Here is a 23,025-nt window from a genome sequence, read left to right as displayed (position 1 = left end):
ATGCCGAACTCTCTGCCCAGACCCGTGGTGTGCAGCCGGGCCATGTCGGCGTCGGTCACGTCGGTCGGTCCGATGGGGGCTTCTTGCCGGGGTCCCAGTTGTACCGGTCCCACACGTTCACCTGGTAGTCGAGACTGACCTCGGGCTCGCCGTTCCCACCCGCACGAAGTCGCATCGCCGGGCGGGTTCGAGCTCGTCGTCGGCCCGGCCCGCCGAGGTCGGCGCGCCGGCCACGGCGGGTACCGGGCGGCGCCCTGCATCCTGGGTCCGGTCGGTCGGCATGAACGGCACACTGCGCCCCCGGGTGGTGGGGGGCGCAGCGGTGCCGTGCCCGGTGGGCCTGGCCGGTGTGTGCGCGAGTCCCACCGGACCGGGCCTGGCCGGGTGCCCTCGGGCCCGCCGTCCGGGCACGGCTCGCGCCGGTGGCCGCCCCCCGACGGCCACCGGCGCGGTGGGTCACGGGCCGGGGGGCGCGGGCACGTCCTTGCAGTCGGGCACCCCGGGGAGCCATGCCGGGCCCTGGATGTAGATGTTGGTCACCCAGGCGTCGTAGTCCGGGAGATAGGACCAGGCGTCGTTCTCGTAGCCCTCGGCATTCACCAGCTGGGCGTGCTTCTGGCACTTCACGCGGATGGTGGTGGGGCCGGGGAACGGGTAGACGCGGGCGGCGTCCAGGCGGGGCAGCTTCTTGGTCCAGACGTCGGTGCCCCAGGTCCGGTGGATGTGGCCGGTGACCTCGCCGGTGTTGACGCGGACGGCGCCGTAGTAGCCGCTCGTCCGGACGTCGCTCACCATCAGCTTGGTGCCGGACTGCCGGGCCTCGACCATCTTGCCGGCGCCGAGGTAGATGGCGATGTGGTGGATGTTGCCCGAGTCCGTGCCGTAGGCCAGGAGGTCGCCCGGCAGCAGCGGGGCGAGGCCCTGGGCGGCGGTGAAGCGGGCGGCGGCGCGGTGGGTGTAGTACTGCTGGCTGGCCACGCCGTTGAGGATGTCGGAGCCGGCGGCCTGGGCGTACGCGTACCGGACGAGGCCGGAGCAGTCGAAGCCGCGCCGCTCGGGGTCGTGTTCGCTGGCCGGGTCGGTGGGGTCCACCTGCCCGTACGTCGGGCCGGGCTGGGCGCCGTGGCCGCCGCCCCACGTGTACCAGGTGCCCGCGGCGACCTCGGCGCAGGCCGCGGCGATCGCCCGCTGCGCGGCGGGCGAGGCGCCCGGGGCGAGGACGCCGCAGTCGGCGGCCGGGGCGGCCGGTGCCGCGGAGGCCGTGGACAGCGGCGCGCACAGCAGCAGGGCCATGAGTGCGATCAGTGTGCGGATGAGATTGGTCCGGCTCACCATGCCGGAACCCCCGTTTCCTGTTGGTCTCGATGAACTGGTGTGAACGCGTGCACGAAGCCGGGCCGGTCGCGGGCGCTCGGTGGCGCGAGGCGCCGACCCGTGGCGAACGTGCCCGAAGTGGTGGTCGGCAGCAGCCTGCTCGTCCTGGGCCCCGCGCGTCGAGATCCGGGTGTCGCCCCATCCCATCGGGCAACGGGAAACATCCGGGAAACCCCGTCCGAGCAGGGCGGTTGCCGACCGGCGGCGGATCGTCCCGGCGGGTCCGTCAACGGCTTCCGCAGGCCCCCGGGTCCGTCGCGACGGGCACCCCCGGCAGCAGCGTGGCCCGCTCCTCGGGGCCGATCCCCGCGCGCAGCCGGCAGATGTCCGTCAGCCGTGCGTCCGGGTCGAGATCCCACAGCCGTACGGTCCCGTCGGTGCTGCTGCTGGCCACGGTCCGCCCGTCGGGGGCGAAGTCGACGCCCCAGACCGCGTTGGTGTGGCCGGTGAGCGTCGCCCACGGCTGCCGTCGGGCGACGTCCCAGAGGCGTACCGTGCGGTCGTTGCCGCTGCTGGCGAGGGTGCGGCCGTCCGGGCTGAAGGCCACACCGCGGACCGCGCCCGAGTGGCCGGTGAGCGCGGTCTCGATGCGGCGGTGCCGGACGTCCCACAGGCGTACGGTGCCGTCGTTGCCGCTGCTGGCGAGGGTGCGGCCGTCCGGGCTGAAGGCCACACCGCGGACCGCGCCCGAGTGCCCGGTCAGCGTGCCCAGTTCGCGGTGCGAGGCGACGTCCCACAGTCGTACGGTCAGATCGTCGCCCGCGCCGGCGAGGGTGCGGCCGTCGGGGCTGAACGCGACATCGTTGACGAAGTCCTTGTGGCCGCCGAGCACGGTCAGCTGCCTGCGCCGGGCCACGTCCCACAGGCGCACGGTGTGGTCGGAGCCCGCCGACGCAAGGGTGCGCCCGTCGGGCGAGAAGGCGACTGCGAAGACCTGTCCGCTGTGCCCGGTCAGCTTCTTCAGCGCCGAGTGCTCCGCGACGTCCCACAGGCGTACCGTGCCGTCGGAACCCGCCGACGCGAGGGTCCGCCCGTCGGGTGAGAAGGCCACCGAGAAGACGGTCTCGGCGTGACCCTCCAGCGCCGCCAGGAGGGTGTGCGTCCGCGCGTCCCACAGCCGTACGGCGTGGTCGGCGTCGGCGGTGGCCAGCAGTCTCCCGTCGGGGCTGTACACGGTCTGCCAGACCTCCGTGAACGGACGGGACGTCAGGACCGGCCCGGCCAGGTCCCACAGGACGACGGACTGGTCGAAGCCGGCCGTGGCCAGCAGGGCACCGTCGGAGGTCACGGCCACCCCGAGGACGTAGTCGGTGTGTCCGGCGAGCACCGAGGTCTGGCGGCCGCTGCGCACGTCCCACAGCCGGGTCGTCCCGTCCCCGACGGCGCCGACGACCGTCATCCCGTCCGGGGTGAAGACGACCGCGTTGATGTCGTCGCTGCTCCCGGTGAACGTGGCGGTCGACCGCCGGTCGCGCACGTCCCACAGCCGTACGGTCCGGTCGACGCCGGCGGAGGCCACGGTGCTCCCGTCCGGGGAGAAGGCGACGCCCAGCACGTCGTCGGTGTGCCCCTTGAGGACGTTGAGGAAGCGGTCCCGGTCGGTGTCCCAGAGCCGGACGGCGCGGTCGGTGCCGGCGGAGACGAGCATCCGCCCGTCGGGGGCGTAGGCCAGCGCGTTGAGGGTGCCCTTGTGTCCGGGGAGGGTGGCGACGGGCCGGGGCCGGGACCCGGTGTCCCACAGCCGGACGGTGCCGTCGACGGCCGCTACGGCGAGCCTGCCCCCGCGGGGGTCGAAGGCGATCGACCGCGCGCCCTTCGTGGCGTCGGAGAGCACGCCGGTCCTGCGGTGGCCGGTGGTGCTCCACAGGGTCACCGGTCCGTCGGCCGACGTCACCGCGACCGTGCGGCCGTCGGGGCTGAAGGCGACCGCGCGCACCCGGCCGGGCACGGTGAACCGGGCGAGGGTCCGGTGGCCGCCGGCCGTGCTGCGCAGGGCCACCGTGCCGTCGGAGCTGGCCGTGGCGAGAGTACGGTCGTCGGGGGCGAAGGCCACGGCGTTGACGGGTCCGCGGTGGCCGTCGAGCCGGGCGGTGAAGGGCTGCGACTGGGTGCTGAGCAGGGCGCCGCGGGCCTCGGCGGTGGTCGCGGTCCGGTAGGCCTCCTCCGCGAGGAGCATCGACGCCTCCGGCCGGCCCCCCGCGAGGGACGCCGACCGCTCGGCGAGGGCCTGGGAACGGGCGACGCGCTCCTGGCCGAGGGCGCCCTCGCGCTGCTGGTACGCGAGTCCTCCGGCCGTGACGGCGAGGCCCAGCAGTACGGCGAGCGTGGCGAGCATGGACTGCCGCAGCCGTACCTGTCGCCGGGCCTGCCTGCGGCGGCCGTCCTCCTCTGCCTGACTGGCCCTCAGGAACGCCCGCTCGTCGGGCCCGAGCCTGCTCCAGCCGTCCGACTCGTCGGCCCACGTCCGTACGGTGTCGAGGCGGGTGCCCCGGTAGAGGGCGGACGGGTCGCGGTTCTCACGTTCCCATTCGCCGGCGGCGTGGGCGAGTTGCTGGTGGAGGAGGAGGCCGGCCCGGTCGGCGTGGATCCAGTCGCGGAGCCGGGGCCAGGCGTGCAGCAGTGCCTCGTGGGTGATCTCGACGGTGTCGCTGTCCAGGGTGATGAGGCGGGCGCGGACGAAGGCGTCGAGCGCGGCGGCGGCCCCGTCCGCGTCGCCGAGCTGCGCCATCAGCGCGTCCCGGCTCATCCGGCGGCGGGTCGCCCCGGCTCCGTCCATGACGAGGACCAGCCGGGACAGGATGCGGCGGATCGTCTTCTGCTCGGCGGGATACAGCCGGGCGAACACGTTCTCGGCGGTGCGGGCGACCGCCCCCTGGATGCCGCCGGCCCGCTCGTACCCGTCGACGGTCAGCGCGGAGTCGCGGCGCCGCTGCCAGGTGGCGAGCAGCGCGTGGGAGACCAGGGGGAGGGCGCCGGAGGGTGTCTCGTCGGAGCCGATCGCCGAGGCCCCGGGGCCGGTGTCCGGCTCGTCGCGGAGTCCCGCGTCCCGCAGCAGCAGGGGGACCAGGCCGGGTTCGAGGGTGACGCCGGCGAGTTCCGCGGGGCGCGTGATGGACTCCCGCAGTTCCGCGACGGTCATCGGGGACAGGACGAACAGCCCGTCGGTGAAGACCCGGCCCAGTTCGGGCAGGTCCAGACAGCGGCCGGTGAAGTCGGCGCGCACGCCGAGCACCACGACGGCCGCGGGGTGCGACTGTTCGGCGGGCCGGGAGGTCGCGAGGGCGCACAGCACGCGGACGTAGGAGCGGCGTTCGTCCTCGTCCGCGCAGAGGGTGAAGAGCTCTTCGAACTGGTCGACGATCAACACCGGTCGGGGTGGCGGGGGGCGCCGTGTCCCCTCGGCCCGCGGCGAGTGGTCCGAGCGGGCCCGTACGGCGCCGAGCAGGGCGCCCGGGTTGTCCCGCACCTCGTCGGCGGTGATGCCGAGGTCGCTGCCCAGCGCCTTCGCGAAGCGCTCCAGCAGTTCGTCCAGGGGGCGCGAGGTGGGGGTGAGCAGCACCACCGGCCAGCGGTCGGCGCCCGGCATGGGGAGGTCGCCGCGTCGAAGCGCCGGTACGAGACCGGCGTTGAGCAGCGACGACTTGCCCGCGCCGGACGGTGCGACGAGCATCAGCGGTCCGGTGTCGATCCGTTCGAAGATCCGCTCCACCAGCGCGGCCGTCGCGCGGTCCCGGCCGAAGAACATCTCCGCGTCCCGGGGGGTGAACGCCGCCAGGCCGCGGTAGGGACAGGTCTCGTCGGACTGCCGCCCCCCGGTGTCGGTGCCGGTGCCGGGGTCGTCCCCACGGGGCGGCGCCTGCTGCACCAGCCTCAGCAACTCCCCCTCGGCGCCGAGTACTTGGTCGCACAGCCGGGCCACGTCGACGGTGGCGCGCTTGGTGCCGGTCTCGATCTTGCTGAGGTAGCCCTTGCTGTAGTGGGTCTGTCGGGCCAGGTCGGTGAGCGACAGTCCGCGTTCCCGTCTCAGCCGTCTCAGTTGTGCCGGGAAGGACAGCGTGGTCAGCGCGTCCCGGTCCCGTCCGTGATGAGGGTCTGAGTCCTGTCCGTGCTGCGGGTCCCCCAAGGTGTCCCCCAAGGCAGTGCGGCCGTGAGACGGCGAGTGCCCAGGTTACTGCCGGGTCCAGGGGGGCGGCCAAGTCTTTCACTCGGAGTGGCGAAAACACGAACATCCGGAACCGCGGGCAGACGGTTCCGGATGTAATTCTCCCTCAGACCTGCGACATCAGCGGAGGAAGGCCGCGCAGGCAGTCCTGTTCACCCACCGGTGCGCACTGATGTTGTTGTCGACGACGGCGCCATTGCCGAAGCGGTTGTGGGTCAGGTCGGCGGCGTACAGTTCGCCCGGCGAGAGACAGGCGTGTCCGCCGGAGAAGGTCGCGTTCTCGTAGAAGGCGACGTGGTCGTGGCCGCCGACGAAGGGGTTGCGGTACATCACGGAAGAGGCCCTGTCACCGGCGGCGCCCCAGTCCCCGCCCCCCGAGGGGATGGGCAGAGGTTCTCCGGTGCAGTTCGGGCCGTCCCAGGCCAGGACGGCGGTGCCGGACGGAGGCCGTACGCCCTCGCAGTTCGAGGCGGCACCCTGCGCCGCCTGCGCGGCGGCGGTGGGCGCGGCGAGTCCGAGCGCGGCGAGCCCGAGGACCGCCGCTGTGACCGTCAGCTTGCGCATCATGCCGTTCCCTCCCCGTGTCGATGAGTGATGTGTCCTCCGAAGGCGGCCGGTGCGGCCCGGGTCGGTCGGTCCCGGGCCGCACCCGCCGATCGGGAGGACTACTTCACGAAGGCGCCGCAGGCGCTCCCGTTGACCCAGCGGTGCGAGGTGATCTGGTCGTTCACGATGACGCCGTTGTTGAACCGGTCGTCGGTCAGGTTGTCGGCGTAGAGCTCGTTCGGGGCCAGGCAGGCGTGGCCGCCGCGGTGCTGGTCGTGCTCGTAGAAGGCGACGTGGTCGAGGCCGCCGACGAAGCCGCGGTTCATGACGGAGGTGGCCTTGTCGTTGGCGGCCGTGCCCCAGTTGGAGCTGTTTCCGGCGGCTGTGATCAGCAGGGGACCCGAGCAGTCCAGGTCCTGCCAGGCGTACATGTTGCCGTTGCGCGGACCCCACTTGCTGTCGCAGCCGGGGCCGGCGACGGCGTTGTCGGCCGCCTGGGAGGCAGTCGCGGGTACGACGACGCCCAGGGCGGTGAGTCCGACGAGCGCTGCCGCGACGGTGAACTTGCGCATGGTGTTTCCCCTCGTTTCGCTTGGTGTGCGTGGGTGGTGCAGAGCGGTGCCCGTGTCCGGAGCGGAGATGGTCAGTCCCGCTCCGGGACGATGCGCACCGCCCGGTCGTGGGCCTGCTGAGCGAGACGTCGGTAGGTGTCGATGTCCTTGCCGTACCGGTCGCGCAGGCGGTCTTCGTAGTACGTCTCCCGGGCCCAGGCCACGGACCGCAGGGACGTCCGGCGGGCGCAGGTCGCGTCCGCGACGGCGGTCCTCCGCTCGTCGGCGAACGCCTCGTCGGCGCGGGCCTCGCCCAGGCGGACGGTGTTGACCCGGACGGCTTCGCGGGCCGCCTGGGAGTCCTTGTAGGGGTGCCCGGCCTTCTTCATGCACCGGGACCAGGCCGCGATCGCCGCGGTGAGCCGGCGATCCTTCATCAGGTCCTCGCCGTAGAGCCCACTGAGGCCCTTCGCGACCTTGCCGGTGCGGAACCATTCGGCCGGATCGCCGAACAGCTTGCGTTCGGCCTCCTCCGTGCAGCCGCCGGTCCTCTTGCGGACCTCGCCCTTGAGCCCCGGCACTGGTGCGGTGAGGATGCGTGCGTCGTCGCCCCCGTCGAGCGCGGTGTCGAAGGCGGCACGCCGGGACGCGGAGAGGCCCTCGCGGTAGGTACCGATGGGGTTGCGTTCGTGAACGCGCCGGCTCTTCGCGTCGATCCGGCCTCCGTACCCGTGTACTCGGGCCCACTCCACGTCGTCCTGGACGAAGCGCACCGGGCGGCTCTCACTCAGGGTCAGGGTGCGGTCCTCCCAGTAGTCGAAGCCCTTGCGGTTCATGCACTGCTTCATCAGGCGCTGCTGGGCGTCGCCGACGCGCAGCTCCTGCCGCCAGGTCAGCGGTTGGGGCCGGGCCTGGCGGGCGGCCGTGGTGGCCGAGCCCGGCCTGTCCGCCTCGGCGTCCGCCGTGCATCCGGTCGCGGCGGTCGCCACGACCGTCACGACTGCCCACAGAGACATGAGCGTGCGTCTCATCGGGTCCCCCTCGGCCTCGCTGGTCCGTCTCGCTGCGTGCTGACGGATCCAGACTTGCCCCCTTGCCCACAGGCGGTCGACGGGTTTCCTGTTGCCCGCCGGGAGGGTGGTCAGGAAACACGGGGTGAGCTGGGGAAACGCGGGGCCGGAGGCAACGCCGGGGTCACCCGCGGGGGTGAGCGGGAGGCGCAGCGGAGTCACCGCGGGCGCAAAGCGGAATGACGCCTCGCAGAAACTCCTGCGCAAGTCATTGACGTGCACATACCTCCCTCTTATCTTCTGACCGAAGTTCCGCACGAGGTGCGACATTTCGAACAACATCCCGACGCCTCAGGGCAGTTCACGCAGAAATGGGACGAGCGTTGAACAGAACCCTCAGGGCGGTCCTCGCCCTGCTGACCTCGGTGGCCGCCCTGCTGGGCCTCACCACCGCCTTCGCCGGACCGGCCGGAGCCGCTCATCCACCGGCGGGGCAGGCGACGCGGTACACGATGACCGCGTTCACCAACTCCAGCGAGTCGAACATGTACGTCTACGACTCACCGGACGCGACCGGCTTCACCCTCCGCAAGGGCCCGGCCTACACCCCACCCTCCGGGCTGATCCGTGACCCCAGCGTCTTCAGGCACACGGACGGCTTCTACTACATCACCTACACCACCAACTGGACCGGCAACACGATCGGTTTCGCCCGGAGCACCGACCGGGTGAACTGGACGTTCCTGTACAACTACACGATCCCGATCAGCGGGCTGACCCGCACCTGGGCACCCGAGTGGTTCATCGACACCGACGGCAGCGTCAGCATCATCGTGTCCCTGACGACGGCGAGCACGGCCACCCACTTCACGCCCTACAAGATCACGGCGACCAACTCCGCGCTGACCACCTGGTCCGCGCCCACCCAGCTGGCCGGCATCGCGCCGAACTACATCGACACCTTCGTCGTCAAGGTCGGCTCCACCTACCACGCGATCATCAAGAACGAGACCACCAAGTACCTCGAGTACGCCACCGCCTCCAGCCTCACCGGCCCCTACACCATCCGGAAGACCGGAGACTGGGCGGGCTGGGGATCCTGGAACGAGGGCCCGGCCCTGGTCCCGCTCGACAACGGAGGCTGGCGCATCTTCTTCGACGCCTACCGCGACGGCAAGTACTGGTACAGCGACAGCTACGACAACTTCGCCACCTGGACCCCGCGGACCGAGCTGCCGGGCCTCAGCGGCTTCGTCCGCCATCTGACCGTCCTGAAGGAGACGGTGTCCGGCGGCGCGACCCTGCCGGCCAACACCACCCGGTCCTTGCAGTCCGTCAACTACCCGGGCCGCTATGCCGCGGTCCGCTCCGACAGCCTCGGCTACATCGACCCGGTGACCTCCTCCAGCACCACCGCCGTCAAGCAGAGCGCCACCCTCACGATCGTGCCCGGCCTCGCGGACGCCAACTGCTACTCCTTCCGCGACTCCTCCGGCCGCTATCTCCGCCACTGGGACTTCCGGGTCCGTTTCGACGCGAGCAACGGCACGGCCGTCTTCAACAAGGACGCCACGTACTGCGCCCGCCCGGGCAGCGCGTCCGGCTCCGTCAGCCTGGAGTCGTACAACTATCCCGGCCGCTACCTCCGCCACTACAACTACGAACTCCGCGTGGACACCTACCAGGCCACGGACACCTTCCGGGCCGACAGCTCCTTCACGGCAGTGACCCCCTGGGCCTGACGCGCACACAGCGTTCCCCGCGCCCCCTGTCAGGGGGCGCGGGGAACCGCGCGACAAGCGTCAGGGAATCGCGGGGCAGCCCCCTAACGCTCACTCACCACCGCGGCGGCAGGTGCCACCGCGTACCCGGCGGGCCGCGTCGTGAACGTCCCCCTCCCCTGCGTACGACTGCGCAGCCGCGTCGCGTACCCGAACAGCTCGGCCAGCGGCACGGTCGCGCTGACGACCACCGACCCCGCCCGGGCCACCGAGTCGGACACCCGCCCGCGCCGCGCCGCGAGATCCCCGAGCACCCCGCCCACCGCGTCCGCGGGCACGGTCACGGTGACCTCGGCGACCGGCTCCAGCAGCGCCATGGCACTGCCGCGCAGCGCCTCGCGCAGCGCGAGCCGCCCGGCCGTGCGGAACGCCATCTCCGAGGAGTCCTTGGAGTGGGTCGCCCCGTCGGTCAGGGTGACGCTCAGCCCGGTCACCGGGTGACCGGCGAGGGGCCCCTCCGCGAGGGCGTCCCGGCACCCGGCCTCCACCGCGCGCACGAACTCCTGCGGCACGCGTCCGCCGACGACGGTCGAACGGAAGGCGAAGCCGGTCGCGCCGTCCGCATTGTCGTCGTCCGCCGCCTCCAGGGGGGCGACATCGAGGACGACATGGGCGAACTGCCCGGCGCCCCCGTCCTGTTTGACATGCCGGAAGACCAGGCCGGACACACCTCGGACGACCGTCTCGCGATAGGCGACCCGTGGCCGGCCGACCGTGACCTCCACGCCGGACGTCTGCCGGATCTTCTCCACCGCCACCTCCAGATGCAGTTCCCCCATACCGGACAGCACGGTCTGTCCGGTCTCGGAATCGGTCCGCACCACCAGCGAGGGGTCCTCCTCCGCGAGCCGTGCCAGCGCCGACGCCAGCCGGTCGATGTCCGTGCTCCTGCGGGCCTCCACGGCCACCGACACCACCGGGTCGGCGACGGACGGCGGTTCGAGGAGCAGCGGAGCCGCCGGTGCGCACAGGGTCGTCCCCGCGCGTGCGGCCTTGAGGCCGATCACGGCGACGATGTCCCCGGCCGATGCCCCGTCCAGCTCGGCATGCCGGTCGGCCCGCACCCGAAGGATTCGTCCGATCCGCTCGGTGCGCCGGGTGCCCGCGTCCAGCACGGTGTCTCCCTTCCTGATCGTCCCCGAGTACAGCCGCAGATACGTCAGCCGCCCGGTGGCCGTCGCGCTGACCTTGAACGCCAGCGCGGCGAGGGGTGCCTCCGGGTCGGCGGTCCGCTCCTGCTCCGTACCGTCGTGCGTACCGCGTACGGGCGGCACGTCCACCGGTGAGGGCAGATAGGCCACGGCCGCGTCGAGCAGCGGTTCGATGCCGCGGTTGCGGTAGGCGGAGCCGCACAGGACGACCACGCCCTCACCGCTCGCGGTCAGGTCGCGCAGTGCCGTGGCGAGCGTCGGCGCGGAGAGCGTGGACTGCGCGCAGAACTCGTCGAGGGCGCCGGCGTGCAGTTCCGCCACGGCTTCCTCCAGTTGTCGCCGGCGGCGCTCCGCCTCGTCGCGCAGGGCTTCGGGCACGGACCCTTCCTGTACGTCGTCGCTGCCGTCGGCCCAGGTCAGCGCCCGCATGCGGAGGAGGTCCACGACGCCGGTGAAACCGTCCTCCGTCCCGATGGGCAGCTGCACGACCAGCGGCGCGGGGTGCAGCCGCCGCCGGATGGAGTCGACCGCGCTGTCGAGGTCGGCCCCGGCGCGGTCCAGCTTGTTGACGAAGGCGACCCTCGGTACGCCGTGCCGGTCGGCCTGCCGCCACACCGACTCGCTCTGCGGCTCCACGCCCGCGACCGCGTCGAACACGGCGATCGCGCCGTCGAGCACCCGGAGCGAGCGCTCCACCTCATCGGCGAAGTCGACGTGGCCCGGTGTGTCGATCAGATTGATCCGGTGGCCGTCCCAGGCGCAGCTGACGGCAGCGGAGAAGATCGTGATGCCGCGGTCCCGTTCCTGCGGATCGAAGTCGGTGACGGTCGTCCCGTCGTGGACCTCGCCCCGCTTGTGCGTGGTGCCGGTGACATAGAGGATCCGCTCGGTGACGGTGGTCTTCCCGGCGTCGACGTGGGCAAGGATGCCCAGGTTGCGGACGGCGGTCAGGGTGGTGGTGTCGACGGTGCGCATGGCCCGTGGCCTTTCAGCTGAGCTGTGTCAGGGCAGCGCGATTCCCGTGCGGGGCGGGTACGACGAGGGCATGCCGAGGACGGGGCGAGGACAGGGCCGTCCTCGCCTCTCGGCGCGTGGGTTCGACGTCAGGCCCGCGTCACGGGCATCCGGTACCGGCCGCGCAGCGGGCACCGGACGGACGAGGACACGAGGATCACCTCGTACAGGGAGGAGGGGACGACGACAGCGGTGCGGTCACACACGGCCGGGCTCCCCTCTCTCGTCGTTCCTCACGTCATGCGCCACAGGACACACGTCATGCGCCATGCGTCATGCGTGCGGACCGCGCGCCGCGATCTCGTGCGGCGCGCGATGTGTGGCGAGTCTAGGGACGGCGACGGGGCCGGGTCACCGTATTTTCCGCGGCTCCGCGACGGCCCTGATGTCGTCCACGTACACCACGCCCTTGGTCACCGTGCCGCCGCCCCGGCCGAGGTACAGGGTGAACGCCGTGACCTTGGCCAGGCGGGCCGCGTCGAGCACGGCTCCGGGGTGTGCCGTGTCCCAGGGCGCGGGCTGGAACTCGCCGAAAGGCACCGTGATCTCCTGCCCGCCGGTGTCGGTCAGCGGAAACCGGTACTGGAACTGGATGCCGTCGGCGACGATCTCCAGCGCCCCGCCGTTCTCCGAACCGTCGCCCCGCAGCCACATCGCCAGGGACGTGAACGCGGACCAGTCCACGGCGAGCGGCTTGCCGATGCCGGTGAACTCCGCGCCGGAGAAGTCGTACGCGTAGGCCAGCCCGTAGGAGCCCGACGACTTGTGCTCGGGCGACAGGGTGAGGGTGTGGGAGTTGAGGTGGGTGTACGCCTCGTTCAGGGCGATGTCGTCCCCTGCGTACCCCTCGAAGTCGTCGATCCAGCCGGCGGGCAGCGGTGCGGGCTCGCCGAGGAGGACCACCGCCGAGTCGGTGAGCGTCCGGCCGTCCACCCGTGCGCGCACGGTGAGGGTCGCCGAGCCGTTCTTCCTCAGGGCGGGGCCTGTCGACCAGTCGGCCGAGTAGAAGCCGTCGGCGTCGAGACGCAGTGCTCTGGGGCGTCCGCCGTTCACGCTGTAGGTGACCCGGCTCGCCCGCGCGGGCGTGACCCGCACGCGGACGGTGGTCCTCGGGCCCGTCACGCGCTGTCGGTCCGTGGGGGTCACCAGATGCATGACCGGGCCGTTCCTGACGGCGGTGGTGCGCGCCGAGAACACCCCTCGCAGGTCGGCGGCGAACCGGGTGTGTGCGTCCCGGTGGAAGGCGGCGAAGTCCGGCAGCAGGGCGTGGCCGGGGTACGGCACGTAGGCGCGCCTGGTGCCGCCGAAGTTGGCCCAGGTGGCCATGTACGTCACCTGGCGGGCCAGCGGGTCGGCCTTGAGGGCCTGCAGCAGGTGGGTGAACCACTGCGGGTCGCGGACCTCGGTGCCGCTCTCGCCGAACTCGGTGAAGGCAGGCACCTTGCCGCGCTCGGTGGCCAGCCGGACGACCATCGCCAGGTCCCTCACCAGACCGTCCAGCCAGGGCGTCGGCCCGGCGGCTTCGTCGTAGGAGTCGTAGCCGAGGATGTCGACGAAGCGGTCGCCCGGGTAGGTCTTCAGGTAGCCGGCCGGGTCGCCGCCGAGACTGGCGTTGGGCGAGTAGGCGTAGAGCAGGTTGTGGACGCCCCTGGTGTCGCGCAGGTACTCGACGGTGTAGCGGAACAGCTCGATGAACTCGCCCGAGGTGGTGTGGCCGGCGCCCCACCAGAACCAGCCGCCGTTGTTCTCGTGGAAGGGGCGGAAGATCACCGGGATCGCCGTGCCGTCCGGCCGTCGCGCGCCCTTGACCGCTTTCGCGATGCGGTCGAGGAAGGCGTTGAAGGCCGCGTGCTTCGCGCCGCCGGGCAGGATCTGCCGGACCACGCGGCCCGTGGTGTCGTAGAAGTCCCCGCCGGTGACGAAGTTCGGCAGGTGGGCGCTGAGGGTGTTGATCCCGCCGCGTGCGTCCCCCTGCCGGATGCACCGGCTGAGCGCGGCGATGTTCTCGGCGTGGGAGGCGCCCTCGACGCCGGGGCGTTCGTCGCCGTCGAGGACGAGGGTGTCCCAGCCGAAGACCGCGGGGTAGTCGCCCACCGCCGCCCTGGTGTCGGACGACTTGCCGTCGGGGGTGGTGAACGTGAAGCCGTAGGTGAGGTCGTGCTGGTGCCCGAAGAGGATGCCGTTGCCCTGCTGCCGCTTCAGGTAGGCGTAGAGCGCGCGGGTGGCGGGGGTCGCCCTGTCGTCGACGATCCGCACGGGCGTCGGCGTGCGGGTGGGCGCGGCGACGGCCACCGAGGTCCGGGCTCCGGCAGCGGCGGCGACAGCGGCACCGAGCAGCACGAACGCGCGACGGCTCAGGGGGGAGCTGGGCATGCATGTCTCCTCGGTCGGCTGCGGACAGGGGGCGTCCTGGTCGGGGACGTCCGCAACGTATGACACGCGTGTGACTCAAGTGCCGCTATTCGACTAGAAGTTGAAGAGAAAAGAAAGAGCCCGGCTCCGTCCGTGGGGATCAGGGCAGCCGCTCCGCGTGGTGAGACCACCCGCCGGCACGGACGCGTCCCGCAACGCGAGAAGGGCCCCTTGAATGCACCGTCCGGTCGAGACCCTTGCGCGCGTAGCACCGCACTGGAGAACATCGAGTTCGAGGAGGTCGGCGGGTCGACCGACCAATTGACCTTCGTGCTGCGCGAGCGCGGCCTGCGCCTCCTGACCCCGCTCGCCGACGCCTCCTACGGGACGGTCCGCCTCCTCGGGCCTGCTCGCCCTGCTGTACGACCCCAGCCCACCGGCGTTCACCCGCATCGAGGAGATCGGCCACGGGCTGCACCCGCAAGCCCTGGAACTCGTGGTGCAGCGGCTGCGCGAAGCCGCCGAGTGGACGCAGTTCATCGTGGCCACCCACTCCCCGGCGCTCGTCAACCGGCTGCGGCCGGAGGAGTTCGTGGTGTGCGACCGCGACGACGACGGGACGTCGATCAACCCGGCCCTCACCGTCGACGAGGTGAAGGAGATCGTCGAGGAGCCCGGTGAACAGCCGCTCGGCCGACCTGTGGTTCTCCGGGGTGCTGGGCGGCGACCTCACCGGAGGCGCACAATCTCCCGCGCACGGTGCTCCCGGATCAGCCGCCAGACAGTGTCGCCGCCACCGCCTGGAACCAGGCGCCGTAGGAGAAGAGTTCGGGTCGGCCGACCTCCATGCCCAGTTCGGCGGCTGCCAGGGCGTAGTCCCCTTCGTCCAGGGGGAGGGCGAGCAGTTCGTGGAGTTCGCCCACGAGGCGTGCTACCAGGTGGGGGTCGGTGGTGGCGGCGTAGTCGGCGACGGCCTCGTCATGGTCGGGGAACTCGTCGACGATGTCCTGCGAGAACCAGCCCCCGAGGAATTGTGCGGTCTCCGGGAAGCGCGCGTGCCACTCCCGGTGCGTCTGCGGGGACGACGGTCCTGGGACGTCGCCTTCCTCGACGCTCTTCTTCAGGTGATCGGCCAGCACCATCAACCATTCACCGATCTCGGACTCCGCCCTCCCGGTGTCCGGCATCGGGTAGAACTCGCCCAGCCTCTGCCGGAAGCGACCCGGCGGGTTGCGGCTGTACTCGCGTAGCTGGCGCTCCGCCTCCGCGACGGCCCAGGGGCGCGAGTGCCAGACGGAGGTGGGCGTCCAGCGCCCGGCTGCGCCGCTCCGGGGTGTCGTCGACCGGCTGCCCCAGGTAGGCGCGCATCACCTGCTCCAGCTCGCCGTACCGGCGGTCGTGTTCGAGGGGCTTCATGGACATGCGCGGCAGCCCCTACACGTAGACCGGGACGGTCGTGCGGACGACGAAGCCGTGCGGGCTCGACGGCTCGCGGCTCAGCACCACGCGCGCCGCGCGGACGTCGACGGGCCCCCGGCCCGGCCAGCAGGTCGACCTCCAGCTGGACGCGCCCCACGGGCTGTCAGGAGCTGCGCTTGTACGGATCAGTAGTCGGAGAAGTTCCAGAACATGCCCACCTCGGTGTCGGAGACGACGATCAGGCCGCAGTCCTCCGAGTAGTCGTCGGTGAGCGCCAGCGGGCTGTAAGCCCAACCCGATGACGTGAAGTCGAGCGTGCCACGGACATGGCCTGGCTTGTTGACGTTGGTGTGGTAGGTGGCCTCGTCTCCGTACCGGGCGAGGATCGTGCGTGCCATCGCCCGCAGTTCCTCCTCACTCTCCGTGAAGCGCTTCAGGTTGGACAGGGTGCAGCAGTCGTCCGTGAGGGCCAGCAGCAGGTTCTCGGCGCTGGCCCGGTCGATCTCATGGAGACGTGCCGCGATGTACTCCGGAGGGCGGACGGCGAACGGATACGTGGGGTACGTCTCGCGCTCCGGGGCCTGCGCCGTGTCGTCGAGACCGGTCCAGCCCCGGGGGTCCGGTACGGCCCGGGCCATCAGCGCGAGAACGTCGAGGGTCCAGTCCTCGTGGCGTCGTGGACCCGTGGCGTCGTACGGGAACGCGTCCTCGAAGAGGTGGCGTACTGCGGCTTCCCAGGCAATCCGGTCGACGGACATGGGGCGCTGACCTTTCTGTGCGGGGCATCAGGCCTTGGAGGGCATCGAGGTCATGACGGTGAACGGCGGGGTGCGGCTGCCTGTACGCGGCGATCGCGGCGCACGCAGAACGAAACGTATGGGACATCACTGCGTGCCGCCGGGCGGTCCGCCGCAGCGAGGTCCTCCTGGCGGCGCTCCTGCACCACACGGAGACAGATCCGGCGTGGCTTGCCCACGGGGTCGATCGGGCGCGGGGTTTCTGCGCAGAGGGACTGGAACTCGCGCGAGCCGCCGACGAGGAGCAGCTGGGCCAGTCGTACTCACCCCGCCGCTGGGGCTTTTGGGACCAGTACGGCGGACCCGCAACGGTGCTCGGCACCGTGGCGGGTCCGGGACGGAGTGCTCAAACCCGGCCGGTGCCCGTGCCCTCCTGCGGTCAAAGATCCCTTCGCCCCTCTACTGTCACTCGCGGCGCGGGACGTCGTGTCCTCCGCCGACCTGGAGACAGCGCGGCAGGCGGCTCTTGGGGTCCCGTGTCCGGCCGAGCGGGAATGGCTGACGGACGTGCTGACCGCAACTCGCGGTGGAGGGACCCAGTCGCGGGGGGACTGGGAGGCGCCCGACCGCACTCGGCGTGCGACCCTCCGTATCCTCGGCCGGGCGATCGATCTCCACGGTCATGAGGGCAACGGGTGTCAGGAGACGCTGCGCTCCGCGGTGGCTTTCGGTGGCGATGCGACAACGGATCCCGTGTTGACGGAGATTCCTGAGACGGCCGGTTGGCGGGGAGTGCTGCTGCGCCATTACTCCGTCGGCGCCTGGCGTCGGCTGTGGGCGGCGCTGGTGGCCGGTGTCGGCCCCAAGGACGGCAAGGCCGACCGGTCGGCCGACGAACTGCGCGACTGGCTGGCGCAACAGACCCCGAACGCGACTGTACGGCGGGTCCTGGACAACCTGCCTCGGCTCCCGTGTCGGCTACGGGAAGGACCAGATCACGTCGGTCGAGTTCGGCCGACGCATCCGCAAGCCGGAGCTGATCGACAGGGCAGAGGTGAGGTGCTGAGCGCGGGCGGCGTCCTGCGGGGGCGTTCGAAGGTGGCGGTCTCGCGTCGAGTGATCTCGTCCTGACAGAGGCCTTGAAAGAAGTCGAGATGGTCCAGTTCGCCGCCGGGGGCCTGGGCAAGGCGGGCATCCAGGCCACCGGCGGCCAGCGACAGGATCCGCTGGCCCCCGCTATCTGCCGCAGCAGTGGAGCGCGCTCTGGCGCACCCGCAGATCACCCACCAAAGTGCAGAGGCTGGTCAAAGTCCCCCCGTCACCAAGCCCTGCGGCTCGCCGTTGATCGTCACGGCCGGGTCGGCCTCCACTACACGCACGGACATGTCGATCGGTGCGGGGCGGGCGTTGGCCGTTTCGGCTGCCGAGAGGTGCCGGACGGTGGAGGAGCCGTCGGCGAACGGGCGGACGGTGTGGGCCAGGAGGCGGGTCAGCTCATCGTCGAGACCGTGCTGCAGTGGGGTGCCGTCGGGTCCGAAGGAGTCGATCTCCCGCTCGGCAAGCACCACGCCGGTCTCCGCGTGGGTGGCGGTGAAGCGCAGGATGCCGCTCTCGTTGTAGCGGAACTTGATCTCGATCTTGTTCCGCCGGCTGTCCTGTTCGCGCGTGGGGAGATCCACCTCGATGTTGGCCAGGGGGAAGGCACGGTCGCTGTCAGCCGAGTAGCCGACCTCCCCTTCGATCACCGTCACGCGCACGGACGAAGCGCCCGGCATGACGGCCTGGTCGTGAAGGTCGACGAGAAGCACGGGGCGAAGAGCGAGCAGCTCGCCCGCGCGCTCTCCCGGGACACCGGGAAGATCGTCACGGTCACTCTGCACTCGTTCCCGGCGCTGCTCGACTACATCAAGCGCAACCCGACCGAGATCAAGGGCAGCCGCTTCGCGATCATCGTCGACGAGGCGCACTCCTCCCAGTCCGGCGACGCCGCCACCGCCGTGAAGTCCGCCCTGCGCGACCTCGGCCTGGACGCCGACTCGGACGACGAGGGCGCGACCACGGTCACCCTGGACACCCAGCTGAAGGCGAAGGCGGTGGCGCGCTCCCGGGCCGGCAACCTCTCCTACTTCGCCTTCACCGCCACGCCCAAGTCCAAGACCCTCGAACTCTTCGGCACGGAAGACGTGGAGAACGGCAAGACCGTCTACCGCCCCTTCCACACCTACTCCATGCGCCAGGCCATCGAGGAAGGCTTCATCCTCGACCCTCTGCGCAACTACGTCACCTACAACACCTATTGGAAACTCGCGAACCTCAACCACGACGAGAAGGAGGTCGACCCCTCCAAGGCCAACAGCCTGCTCGCCCGGTTCGCGCTCATGCACGAGCACACGGTGTCCCAGCACGCCCAGGTGATCGTCGAGCACTTCGTCCACCACACCCGCGGCCGGCTCGGAGGACGCGCCAAGGCCATGGTGGTCACGGCCTCCCGTCTCTCCGCCGTGCAGATGGCCCGCGCCATCCGCAGTTACATCGCCGACCGCGACTACGACACCAAGTACCCGGACCTAGGTGTCCTGGTCGCCTTCTCCGGGTCCCTCACCATCGACGGCGACGAGACCACCGAGAGCAAGGAGAACGGCGGCCTGTCGGAAAGCGCGCTACCGAAGGCGTTCGGCTACACCCGTGCCGACGACAAGGCAGCGAAGGCCGGCGGCAAGGGGCAGCAGGAGTACCGGATCCTGGTCGTCGCCGAGAAGTACCAGACCGGCTTCGACCAGCCGCTCCTCACGACGATGTACGTCAACAGACGCTGACCGGCATCGCCGCCGTGCAGACCCTCTCGCGCCTCAACCGCACCGCTGAACGCAAGTCCCAGGCCGACCTCGCCGTCCTCGACTTCGTCAACGACGCCGAGGACATCAGGGAGGCGTTCCGCCCGTACTTCGAGGAGGCGCAGACCCTGCCCTCCGACCCGAACCTCCTGTACTCGGCACAGAGCCGCGTCATGTCCGCGCCGATCATCTCGGAGCAGGACATGGACGAGTTCGTCGCCGCGTACTTCGAGGCGCAGGAGAAGGCGGGTGGCTCCCAGTCCAAGTGGGAGAAGCTGCACGCCGAGCTGTATCGGCTCCTGTCCCCCGCCGTCACCCGCTTCACCCACCTCCTGGAGAGCGACGAGGAGGACGACGTCGAGGCCGCCGAGGACTTCCGGGCCAACCTCAACGGCTACGTTCGCAAGTACGGGTTCCTCGCGCAGATCGTGCCCTACCAGGACGCCGAGTTGGAGCGCTTGTACCTCTACGGCCGCTACCTGCTCAACCGGCTCCCCCGCCTCGCGGACGGCGGAGTCAACGTAGGTGAAGTGGACCTCAGCCACCTGCGCGTCGAGAAGACCGGCGAGTACGACGTGTCCCTCAACCCGGAGGGACCCGCCGAGCTCAAGGGCTTCGGGGACGGGGCGGGCGGCGCGAAGGACGCCGAGAAGTCACTGCTGTCCGAGCTGATCGAAAAGTTCAACGCCAAGTTCGGCACGGAGTTCACCGAGGAGGACGTCCTCCCGGCCTTCAACGCCACCAAGAAAGACCCGAAGGTCCGGGCCGCCGCCCTCGTCAACGACGAGGAGAACTTCGGCATCGTCTTCGACAAGAAGTTCGAGGAGAACATGATGGATCATGTCTCCACGATCGACACCCTCGGCAAGCGGTACTTCGGCACGGACCGCGACTTCAAGTCCAACCTCGACCGCAGCGCCCGCCGCGCGGCCTGGCGGATGATCCGCCGGGAGGAGGGGCTGGAGGATATCTGACATGCTCGGGGCTCGGTGCGACGCGCGCACCGAGCCCCGGCAGTTTCAGTCAGTTCAGCGTCGCGCGGTCATCCGCACGAAGTCGGCCCATGCGTCGGCCCCGAAGGACAGTCTGGCTTCCGTCGGTCGCTTGGAGTCACGTACCCAGATGGCTCCGCTCGTCTCGGCGACCTCGATGCACTCGCCGCCCTCCGCGCCGCTGTAGCTGCTCTTGCGCCACGACTCACCCGTGTTCATAGCTCTCCCAGCACCTTCTCTACGAATCCCAGGGACTCTCGCGGAGTGAGAGCCTGACTTCGGATGATCCCATAACGTGCTGAGATGGACCGTACTTCGTCTCGGTCGCTGACCAGGATGCTGCGTCCTTGTACTTCCAGGTACGCGATCTGGTCACCCCGCCTCGGCGTGATCAACGTGAAGGGGCCGTCCACGCCGGCATTGTCCTCGCGGTCGTTCGGCATGACCTGGATCTCCACGTTGCGTTTCTGCCCGGTCAGTAGGACGTTTTCGAGGACACCGCGCAGAACCGGCGTACCGCCGAAGGGTTTACGGAGCACGGCCTCTTCGATGACAAAGCTCATGAGAGGTGCTGGCCAGCGGCTCAAGATCTCTTGGCGTGACAGCCTCGCTGCGACTCGCTGTTCCATTGTGTCTTCGTCCAGTAGCGGTCGCCGCATGGCGAGGAGAGCACGCGTGTACTCCTCGGTCTGCAGAAGCCCAGGGATCGCCTGTACCGCGTACAGGAAGAGTTCGTGCGCATCGGCCTCCAACCTCGCCGCGTCCCGGAAGAACGCCGGATACTGAGCCCGCCCCACCTCCTCCTTCAACGCCGTGAGCAACCCGCCAGCCCCCAGCACCTCATCCGCCCGCTCGATGAACCGGGCCTGCGGGATCCGCCTCCCCTGCTCGATCGACGCCACGGTGTCCGCCGAGTACCCGACCCGCTTGCCGAACTCCGCCCGGTCCATCCCCGCCCGGACCCGCAGCAGCTTCAACTGCCGCCCGAACGCGGTCACCACCCCCGTCCCCGGCTCGTCCTCCGGCCGCTGCTGCCGCTGCTCCGCTTCCACGTCCCTCACGGTCACCGCCCTGCCCACCTCTTGCCGCACCTCGCCGGACACAGGGGTCGAGCCCGCCCCGACGGGTTAACGCCGTGGCATCACCACAGGTCACGCGACGCCCAGGGGCCGACGCGCCGCCCGCCGTGCCCGCGGTGGCCAGGCTTGGTGCGCACCACTTCCGGCACAGACTGCTGCGCGCGCCGCTCGGACGGGCGGCAACATGAGCTCTCCCTTTCGCGCCCTTTCGCGGCGGGCCCTGTCCCGTCACACTGGGGGCGCTCGGCACCGGTTCGGCCCCTGCTCTCGGGCGGGAGAGGCACTGCTTGGGGGGAGCAAGTTTCGTGGTGGCACCCAACGATCCGTCCGACGACGAGGTGCGTGCGGCGCTCAGCGCCTTCCTGGCACGCGGCCGGAGCAGGCGTCTTGGCGCGGCCCCTGCGGATTTCCGCCTCACCCGCCTGCACCTGCTTGAAGGCACCGTCACCCGGCGCGTCGAGCAACGCACCGAGGGGACACAGCACGAGCCCGGCGCCGTCGACCTCTCGGAGCGACCGGTGTACGACGTGCTGGAAAACTACAAGCTGAGCCCGCACGAGAAGCCCGGAGACCGGCCGCTCGACCTGGTCAAGCGCGGCACGGTGCATCTCCGGTCCTGTGACTGCGGCAACGGCCGGCGGCGGTGTGCCGACTGCAACGGCATGAGGTACCGCCCGTGCGAGCCCGCCCGCGTATGCACCGTGTGCCAGGGCGTCACCGCATGCACGCAAACCCTCAAGCACGGCGGTCTGCCCAGCACCCCGCCCAGGCCCCCCAAGCCGGGCCGGGCCGACCGACCCGACGAACGGGTGAACTGCGAGGCATGCCAGACACCCGACAGCGCGTGTCCCGGGTGCCGGGGCTGGGGGAAGGTCAGGTGTCAGGAGTGCCAGGCGAGTGGGCGCATCCCCTGCGTACCGTGCAAGGGGGCAGGCACCGTCGAGTGCGCCACCTGCCGTGGACACGGGAACCTCACGTCCTGGACGGCAGGACGGATCAAGTGGCCCTCACAGACCGAGAGAGTGTCACCCCCTGTCCCACGGCCCCGGCAAGTGGCCTCGGGACTGGGCTCGGGCGGCTGGCACACGGACCGGCTCGGCATTCAGGATCCGCTTCCCGACGACCTCTCCCCTGACCATCGCTCGGCCCTCGAACCGCACCTGCGCCTACGGAAGGGCGAGAAGGAGCGAGAGGTCGTGATCAAGCGGCTCACGGTCGTCAAGGCGACGCCGCCCTACTCCGACAACCTGGAGTTCTACGTCTTCCGAAGCAGTGACGGACGACTCGACGTCCGGCGGCGGGTGTCGGAGGAGGGGCGGAGGAAGGTCTTCCTGGCGGTGGCGGCGGTCGTCGCCCTCGTCGTCCTCGTCCTTGTCCTGACCCACTGACCGGTCCGCCGGCCCAGCGAGCACGGCCGCAAGAGGGTGCGGCCTCTTCCCCGCGTACTCGCGTACCACCACGTACAGAGCGCCCACCCGCCCCGTACGAAGGGCCGACGTCAGCGCATCACCCCTGGTGACGCTGTGCCACGACACGCCACGGTGAGTGCATGACCGCAGCACAATCACCCCTCACCGTGCACAAGTTCGCGATGGGCTTCAGCTCGACCCCGCGCGGCGCCCGCCTGGCCCGGCGGCTGTGCGGGACCCGGCTCGACGCCTGGGGCATCCCGTACGGCAGCGACGCGCACGACGTCGTCACCCTCGTCGCGGCGGAGCTGTGCGCCAACGCCGTCCGGCACGGGCACGTCGCCGGCCGGGACTTCCACGTCCTGCTCACCGCCGACCCGGCAACCGGCACCGTACGGATCGAGGTCAGCGACACCCGTGGGGAGCGCGTGCCCCGCATTCCCACCGCGCCGCCGGACGGCGACAGCGGGCGCGGCCTGCTGCTCGTCGAGGCGCTGGCCGACCGGTGGGGCTGGTCGCCCCGCGCCACGGGCGCGCCCGGCAAGACCGTCTGGGCGGAGTGCGCCGCCGAGTGCGCCGCCTCCCGTGACCTGATCACGTAGGTCGCCCGCGAC

Annotated in this window: 14 protein-coding genes and 4 pseudogenes; 5 read left to right on the top strand and 13 right to left on the bottom strand. The window is 70.9% G+C overall.

Translation table 11 applies throughout. The features are described from left to right. Positions 1–456 precede the first annotated feature (456 nt). From AC067N_RS05225 to AC067N_RS05205, 5 genes are all read right to left on the bottom strand, one after another. Positions 457–1,335: a C40 family peptidase gene (locus tag AC067N_RS05225; RefSeq protein ID WP_478677519.1), complete on the bottom strand. Its 879-nt coding sequence runs from the start codon at positions 1,333–1,335 to the stop codon at positions 457–459. A 265-nt stretch (positions 1,336–1,600) separates the two neighbouring features. After that, a complete protein-coding gene (locus tag AC067N_RS05220; RefSeq protein WP_478677518.1) occupies positions 1,601–5,497 on the bottom strand; it encodes an nSTAND1 domain-containing NTPase in 3,897 nt (1,298 codons plus the stop codon). A 159-nt stretch (positions 5,498–5,656) separates the two neighbouring features. Next, on the bottom strand, positions 5,657–6,103 hold the full coding sequence (locus AC067N_RS05215) for a hypothetical protein (RefSeq protein WP_478677517.1): 447 nt from the start codon (positions 6,101–6,103) through the stop codon (positions 5,657–5,659). Between the two features lie 98 nt (positions 6,104–6,201). Continuing rightward, the gene (locus AC067N_RS05210; RefSeq protein ID WP_478677516.1) at positions 6,202–6,654 is read right to left on the bottom strand and encodes a peptidase inhibitor family I36 protein; all 453 of its coding nucleotides are present in this window, start codon (positions 6,652–6,654) and stop codon (positions 6,202–6,204) included. 71 nt (positions 6,655–6,725) lie between these two features. Continuing rightward, positions 6,726–7,649 (bottom strand): hypothetical protein, encoded by a 924-nt coding sequence (locus tag AC067N_RS05205; RefSeq protein WP_478677515.1) that lies wholly within the window; start codon positions 7,647–7,649, stop codon positions 6,726–6,728. Between the two features lie 377 nt (positions 7,650–8,026). Here AC067N_RS05205 and AC067N_RS05200 point away from each other — a divergent pair, with 377 nt between their 5' ends. Then, a complete protein-coding gene (locus AC067N_RS05200) occupies positions 8,027–9,385 on the top strand; it encodes a glycoside hydrolase family 43 protein (protein WP_478677514.1) in 1,359 nt (452 codons plus the stop codon). A gap of 83 nt (positions 9,386–9,468) precedes the next feature. On the opposite strand, the gene fusA is transcribed toward AC067N_RS05200, so the two are convergent. Beyond that, complete coding sequence (fusA, locus tag AC067N_RS05195; protein WP_478677513.1) at positions 9,469–11,550, bottom strand: elongation factor G; 2,082 nt, start codon at positions 11,548–11,550, stop codon at positions 9,469–9,471. Between the two features lie 390 nt (positions 11,551–11,940). Continuing rightward, positions 11,941–13,962, bottom strand: coding sequence for a glycosyl hydrolase (locus AC067N_RS05190; RefSeq protein WP_478677512.1), 2,022 nt, complete (start codon positions 13,960–13,962; stop codon positions 11,941–11,943). Between the two features lie 255 nt (positions 13,963–14,217). On the opposite strand from AC067N_RS05190, the pseudogene AC067N_RS05185 reads away from it, so the two are divergent. Further along, positions 14,218–14,681 (top strand): annotated as a pseudogene (locus AC067N_RS05185) (AAA family ATPase); the annotation flags it as partial. Between the two features lie 30 nt (positions 14,682–14,711). On the opposite strand, the pseudogene AC067N_RS05180 reads toward AC067N_RS05185, so the two are convergent. The 4 genes and pseudogenes from AC067N_RS05180 to AC067N_RS05165 form a co-directional block, all read right to left on the bottom strand. Then, positions 14,712–15,363 (bottom strand): annotated as a pseudogene (locus AC067N_RS05180) (contact-dependent growth inhibition system immunity protein). A 12-nt stretch (positions 15,364–15,375) separates the two neighbouring features. After that, positions 15,376–15,523, bottom strand: a pseudogene (locus AC067N_RS05175) (RNase A-like domain-containing protein); the annotation flags it as partial. Positions 15,524–15,545: 22 nt separating this feature from the next. Beyond that, entirely contained in the window at positions 15,546–16,118 is a 573-nt protein-coding gene (locus AC067N_RS05170; RefSeq protein WP_478677511.1) for a hypothetical protein, read from the bottom strand. A gap of 1,283 nt (positions 16,119–17,401) precedes the next feature. Continuing rightward, positions 17,402–17,872, bottom strand: a complete 471-nt coding sequence (locus AC067N_RS05165) for a hypothetical protein (protein ID WP_478677779.1) — start codon at positions 17,870–17,872, stop codon at positions 17,402–17,404. Here AC067N_RS05165 and AC067N_RS05160 point away from each other — a divergent pair. Next, positions 17,873–19,905 (top strand): annotated as a pseudogene (locus tag AC067N_RS05160) (type I restriction enzyme subunit R domain-containing protein); the annotation flags it as partial. A 54-nt stretch (positions 19,906–19,959) separates the two neighbouring features. Here the strand turns inward: AC067N_RS05160 and AC067N_RS05155 are convergent. Next, positions 19,960–20,142 carry a DUF397 domain-containing protein gene (locus AC067N_RS05155; RefSeq protein WP_220645420.1) on the bottom strand — a complete coding sequence of 61 codons (183 nt, stop codon included), beginning with the start codon at positions 20,140–20,142 and terminating at the stop codon, positions 19,960–19,962. Then, positions 20,139–20,984 (bottom strand): helix-turn-helix domain-containing protein, encoded by an 846-nt coding sequence (locus AC067N_RS05150; protein WP_478677759.1) that lies wholly within the window; start codon positions 20,982–20,984, stop codon positions 20,139–20,141. The genes AC067N_RS05155 and AC067N_RS05150 overlap by 4 nt, the downstream gene beginning before the upstream one ends. Positions 20,985–22,054: 1,070 nt before the next feature. On the opposite strand from AC067N_RS05150, the gene AC067N_RS05145 reads away from it, so the two are divergent. Then, on the top strand, positions 22,055–22,390 hold the full coding sequence (locus AC067N_RS05145) for a hypothetical protein (RefSeq protein WP_384461436.1): 336 nt from the start codon (positions 22,055–22,057) through the stop codon (positions 22,388–22,390). A gap of 161 nt (positions 22,391–22,551) precedes the next feature. After that, positions 22,552–23,013, top strand: a complete 462-nt coding sequence (locus AC067N_RS05140; protein WP_478677510.1) for an ATP-binding protein — start codon at positions 22,552–22,554, stop codon at positions 23,011–23,013. Positions 23,014–23,025 lie beyond the last annotated feature (12 nt).

The organism is Streptomyces sp. NPDC042364 (assembly GCF_056437585.1).
The sequence above is the reverse complement of the archived record's forward strand: the minus strand, read 5'-3'. Positions and strand labels throughout refer to the sequence as shown.

What these genes read in the sequence shown, in the direction of transcription:
- AC067N_RS05205 (WP_478677515.1), bottom strand. Translation starts at nt 7,649, where the DNA reads ATGTCTCTGTGGGCAGTCGTGACGGTCGTGGCGACCGCCGCGACCGGA.
- fusA (WP_478677513.1), bottom strand. Translation starts at nt 11,550, where the DNA reads ATGCGCACCGTCGACACCACCACCCTGACCGCCGTCCGCAACCTGGGC.
- AC067N_RS05190 (WP_478677512.1), bottom strand. Translation starts at nt 13,962, where the DNA reads ATGCCCAGCTCCCCCCTGAGCCGTCGCGCGTTCGTGCTGCTCGGTGCC.
- AC067N_RS05210 (WP_478677516.1), bottom strand. Translation starts at nt 6,654, where the DNA reads ATGCGCAAGTTCACCGTCGCGGCAGCGCTCGTCGGACTCACCGCCCTG.
- AC067N_RS05165 (WP_478677779.1), bottom strand. Translation starts at nt 17,872, where the DNA reads ATGCCGGGCGCTTCGTCCGTGCGCGTGACGGTGATCGAAGGGGAGGTC.
- AC067N_RS05225 (WP_478677519.1), bottom strand. Translation starts at nt 1,335, where the DNA reads ATGGTGAGCCGGACCAATCTCATCCGCACACTGATCGCACTCATGGCC.
- AC067N_RS05170 (WP_478677511.1), bottom strand. Translation starts at nt 16,118, where the DNA reads ATGTCCGTCGACCGGATTGCCTGGGAAGCCGCAGTACGCCACCTCTTC.
- AC067N_RS05155 (WP_220645420.1), bottom strand. Translation starts at nt 20,142, where the DNA reads ATGAACACGGGTGAGTCGTGGCGCAAGAGCAGCTACAGCGGCGCGGAG.
- AC067N_RS05140 (WP_478677510.1), top strand. Translation starts at nt 22,552, where the DNA reads ATGACCGCAGCACAATCACCCCTCACCGTGCACAAGTTCGCGATGGGC.
- AC067N_RS05215 (WP_478677517.1), bottom strand. Translation starts at nt 6,103, where the DNA reads ATGATGCGCAAGCTGACGGTCACAGCGGCGGTCCTCGGGCTCGCCGCG.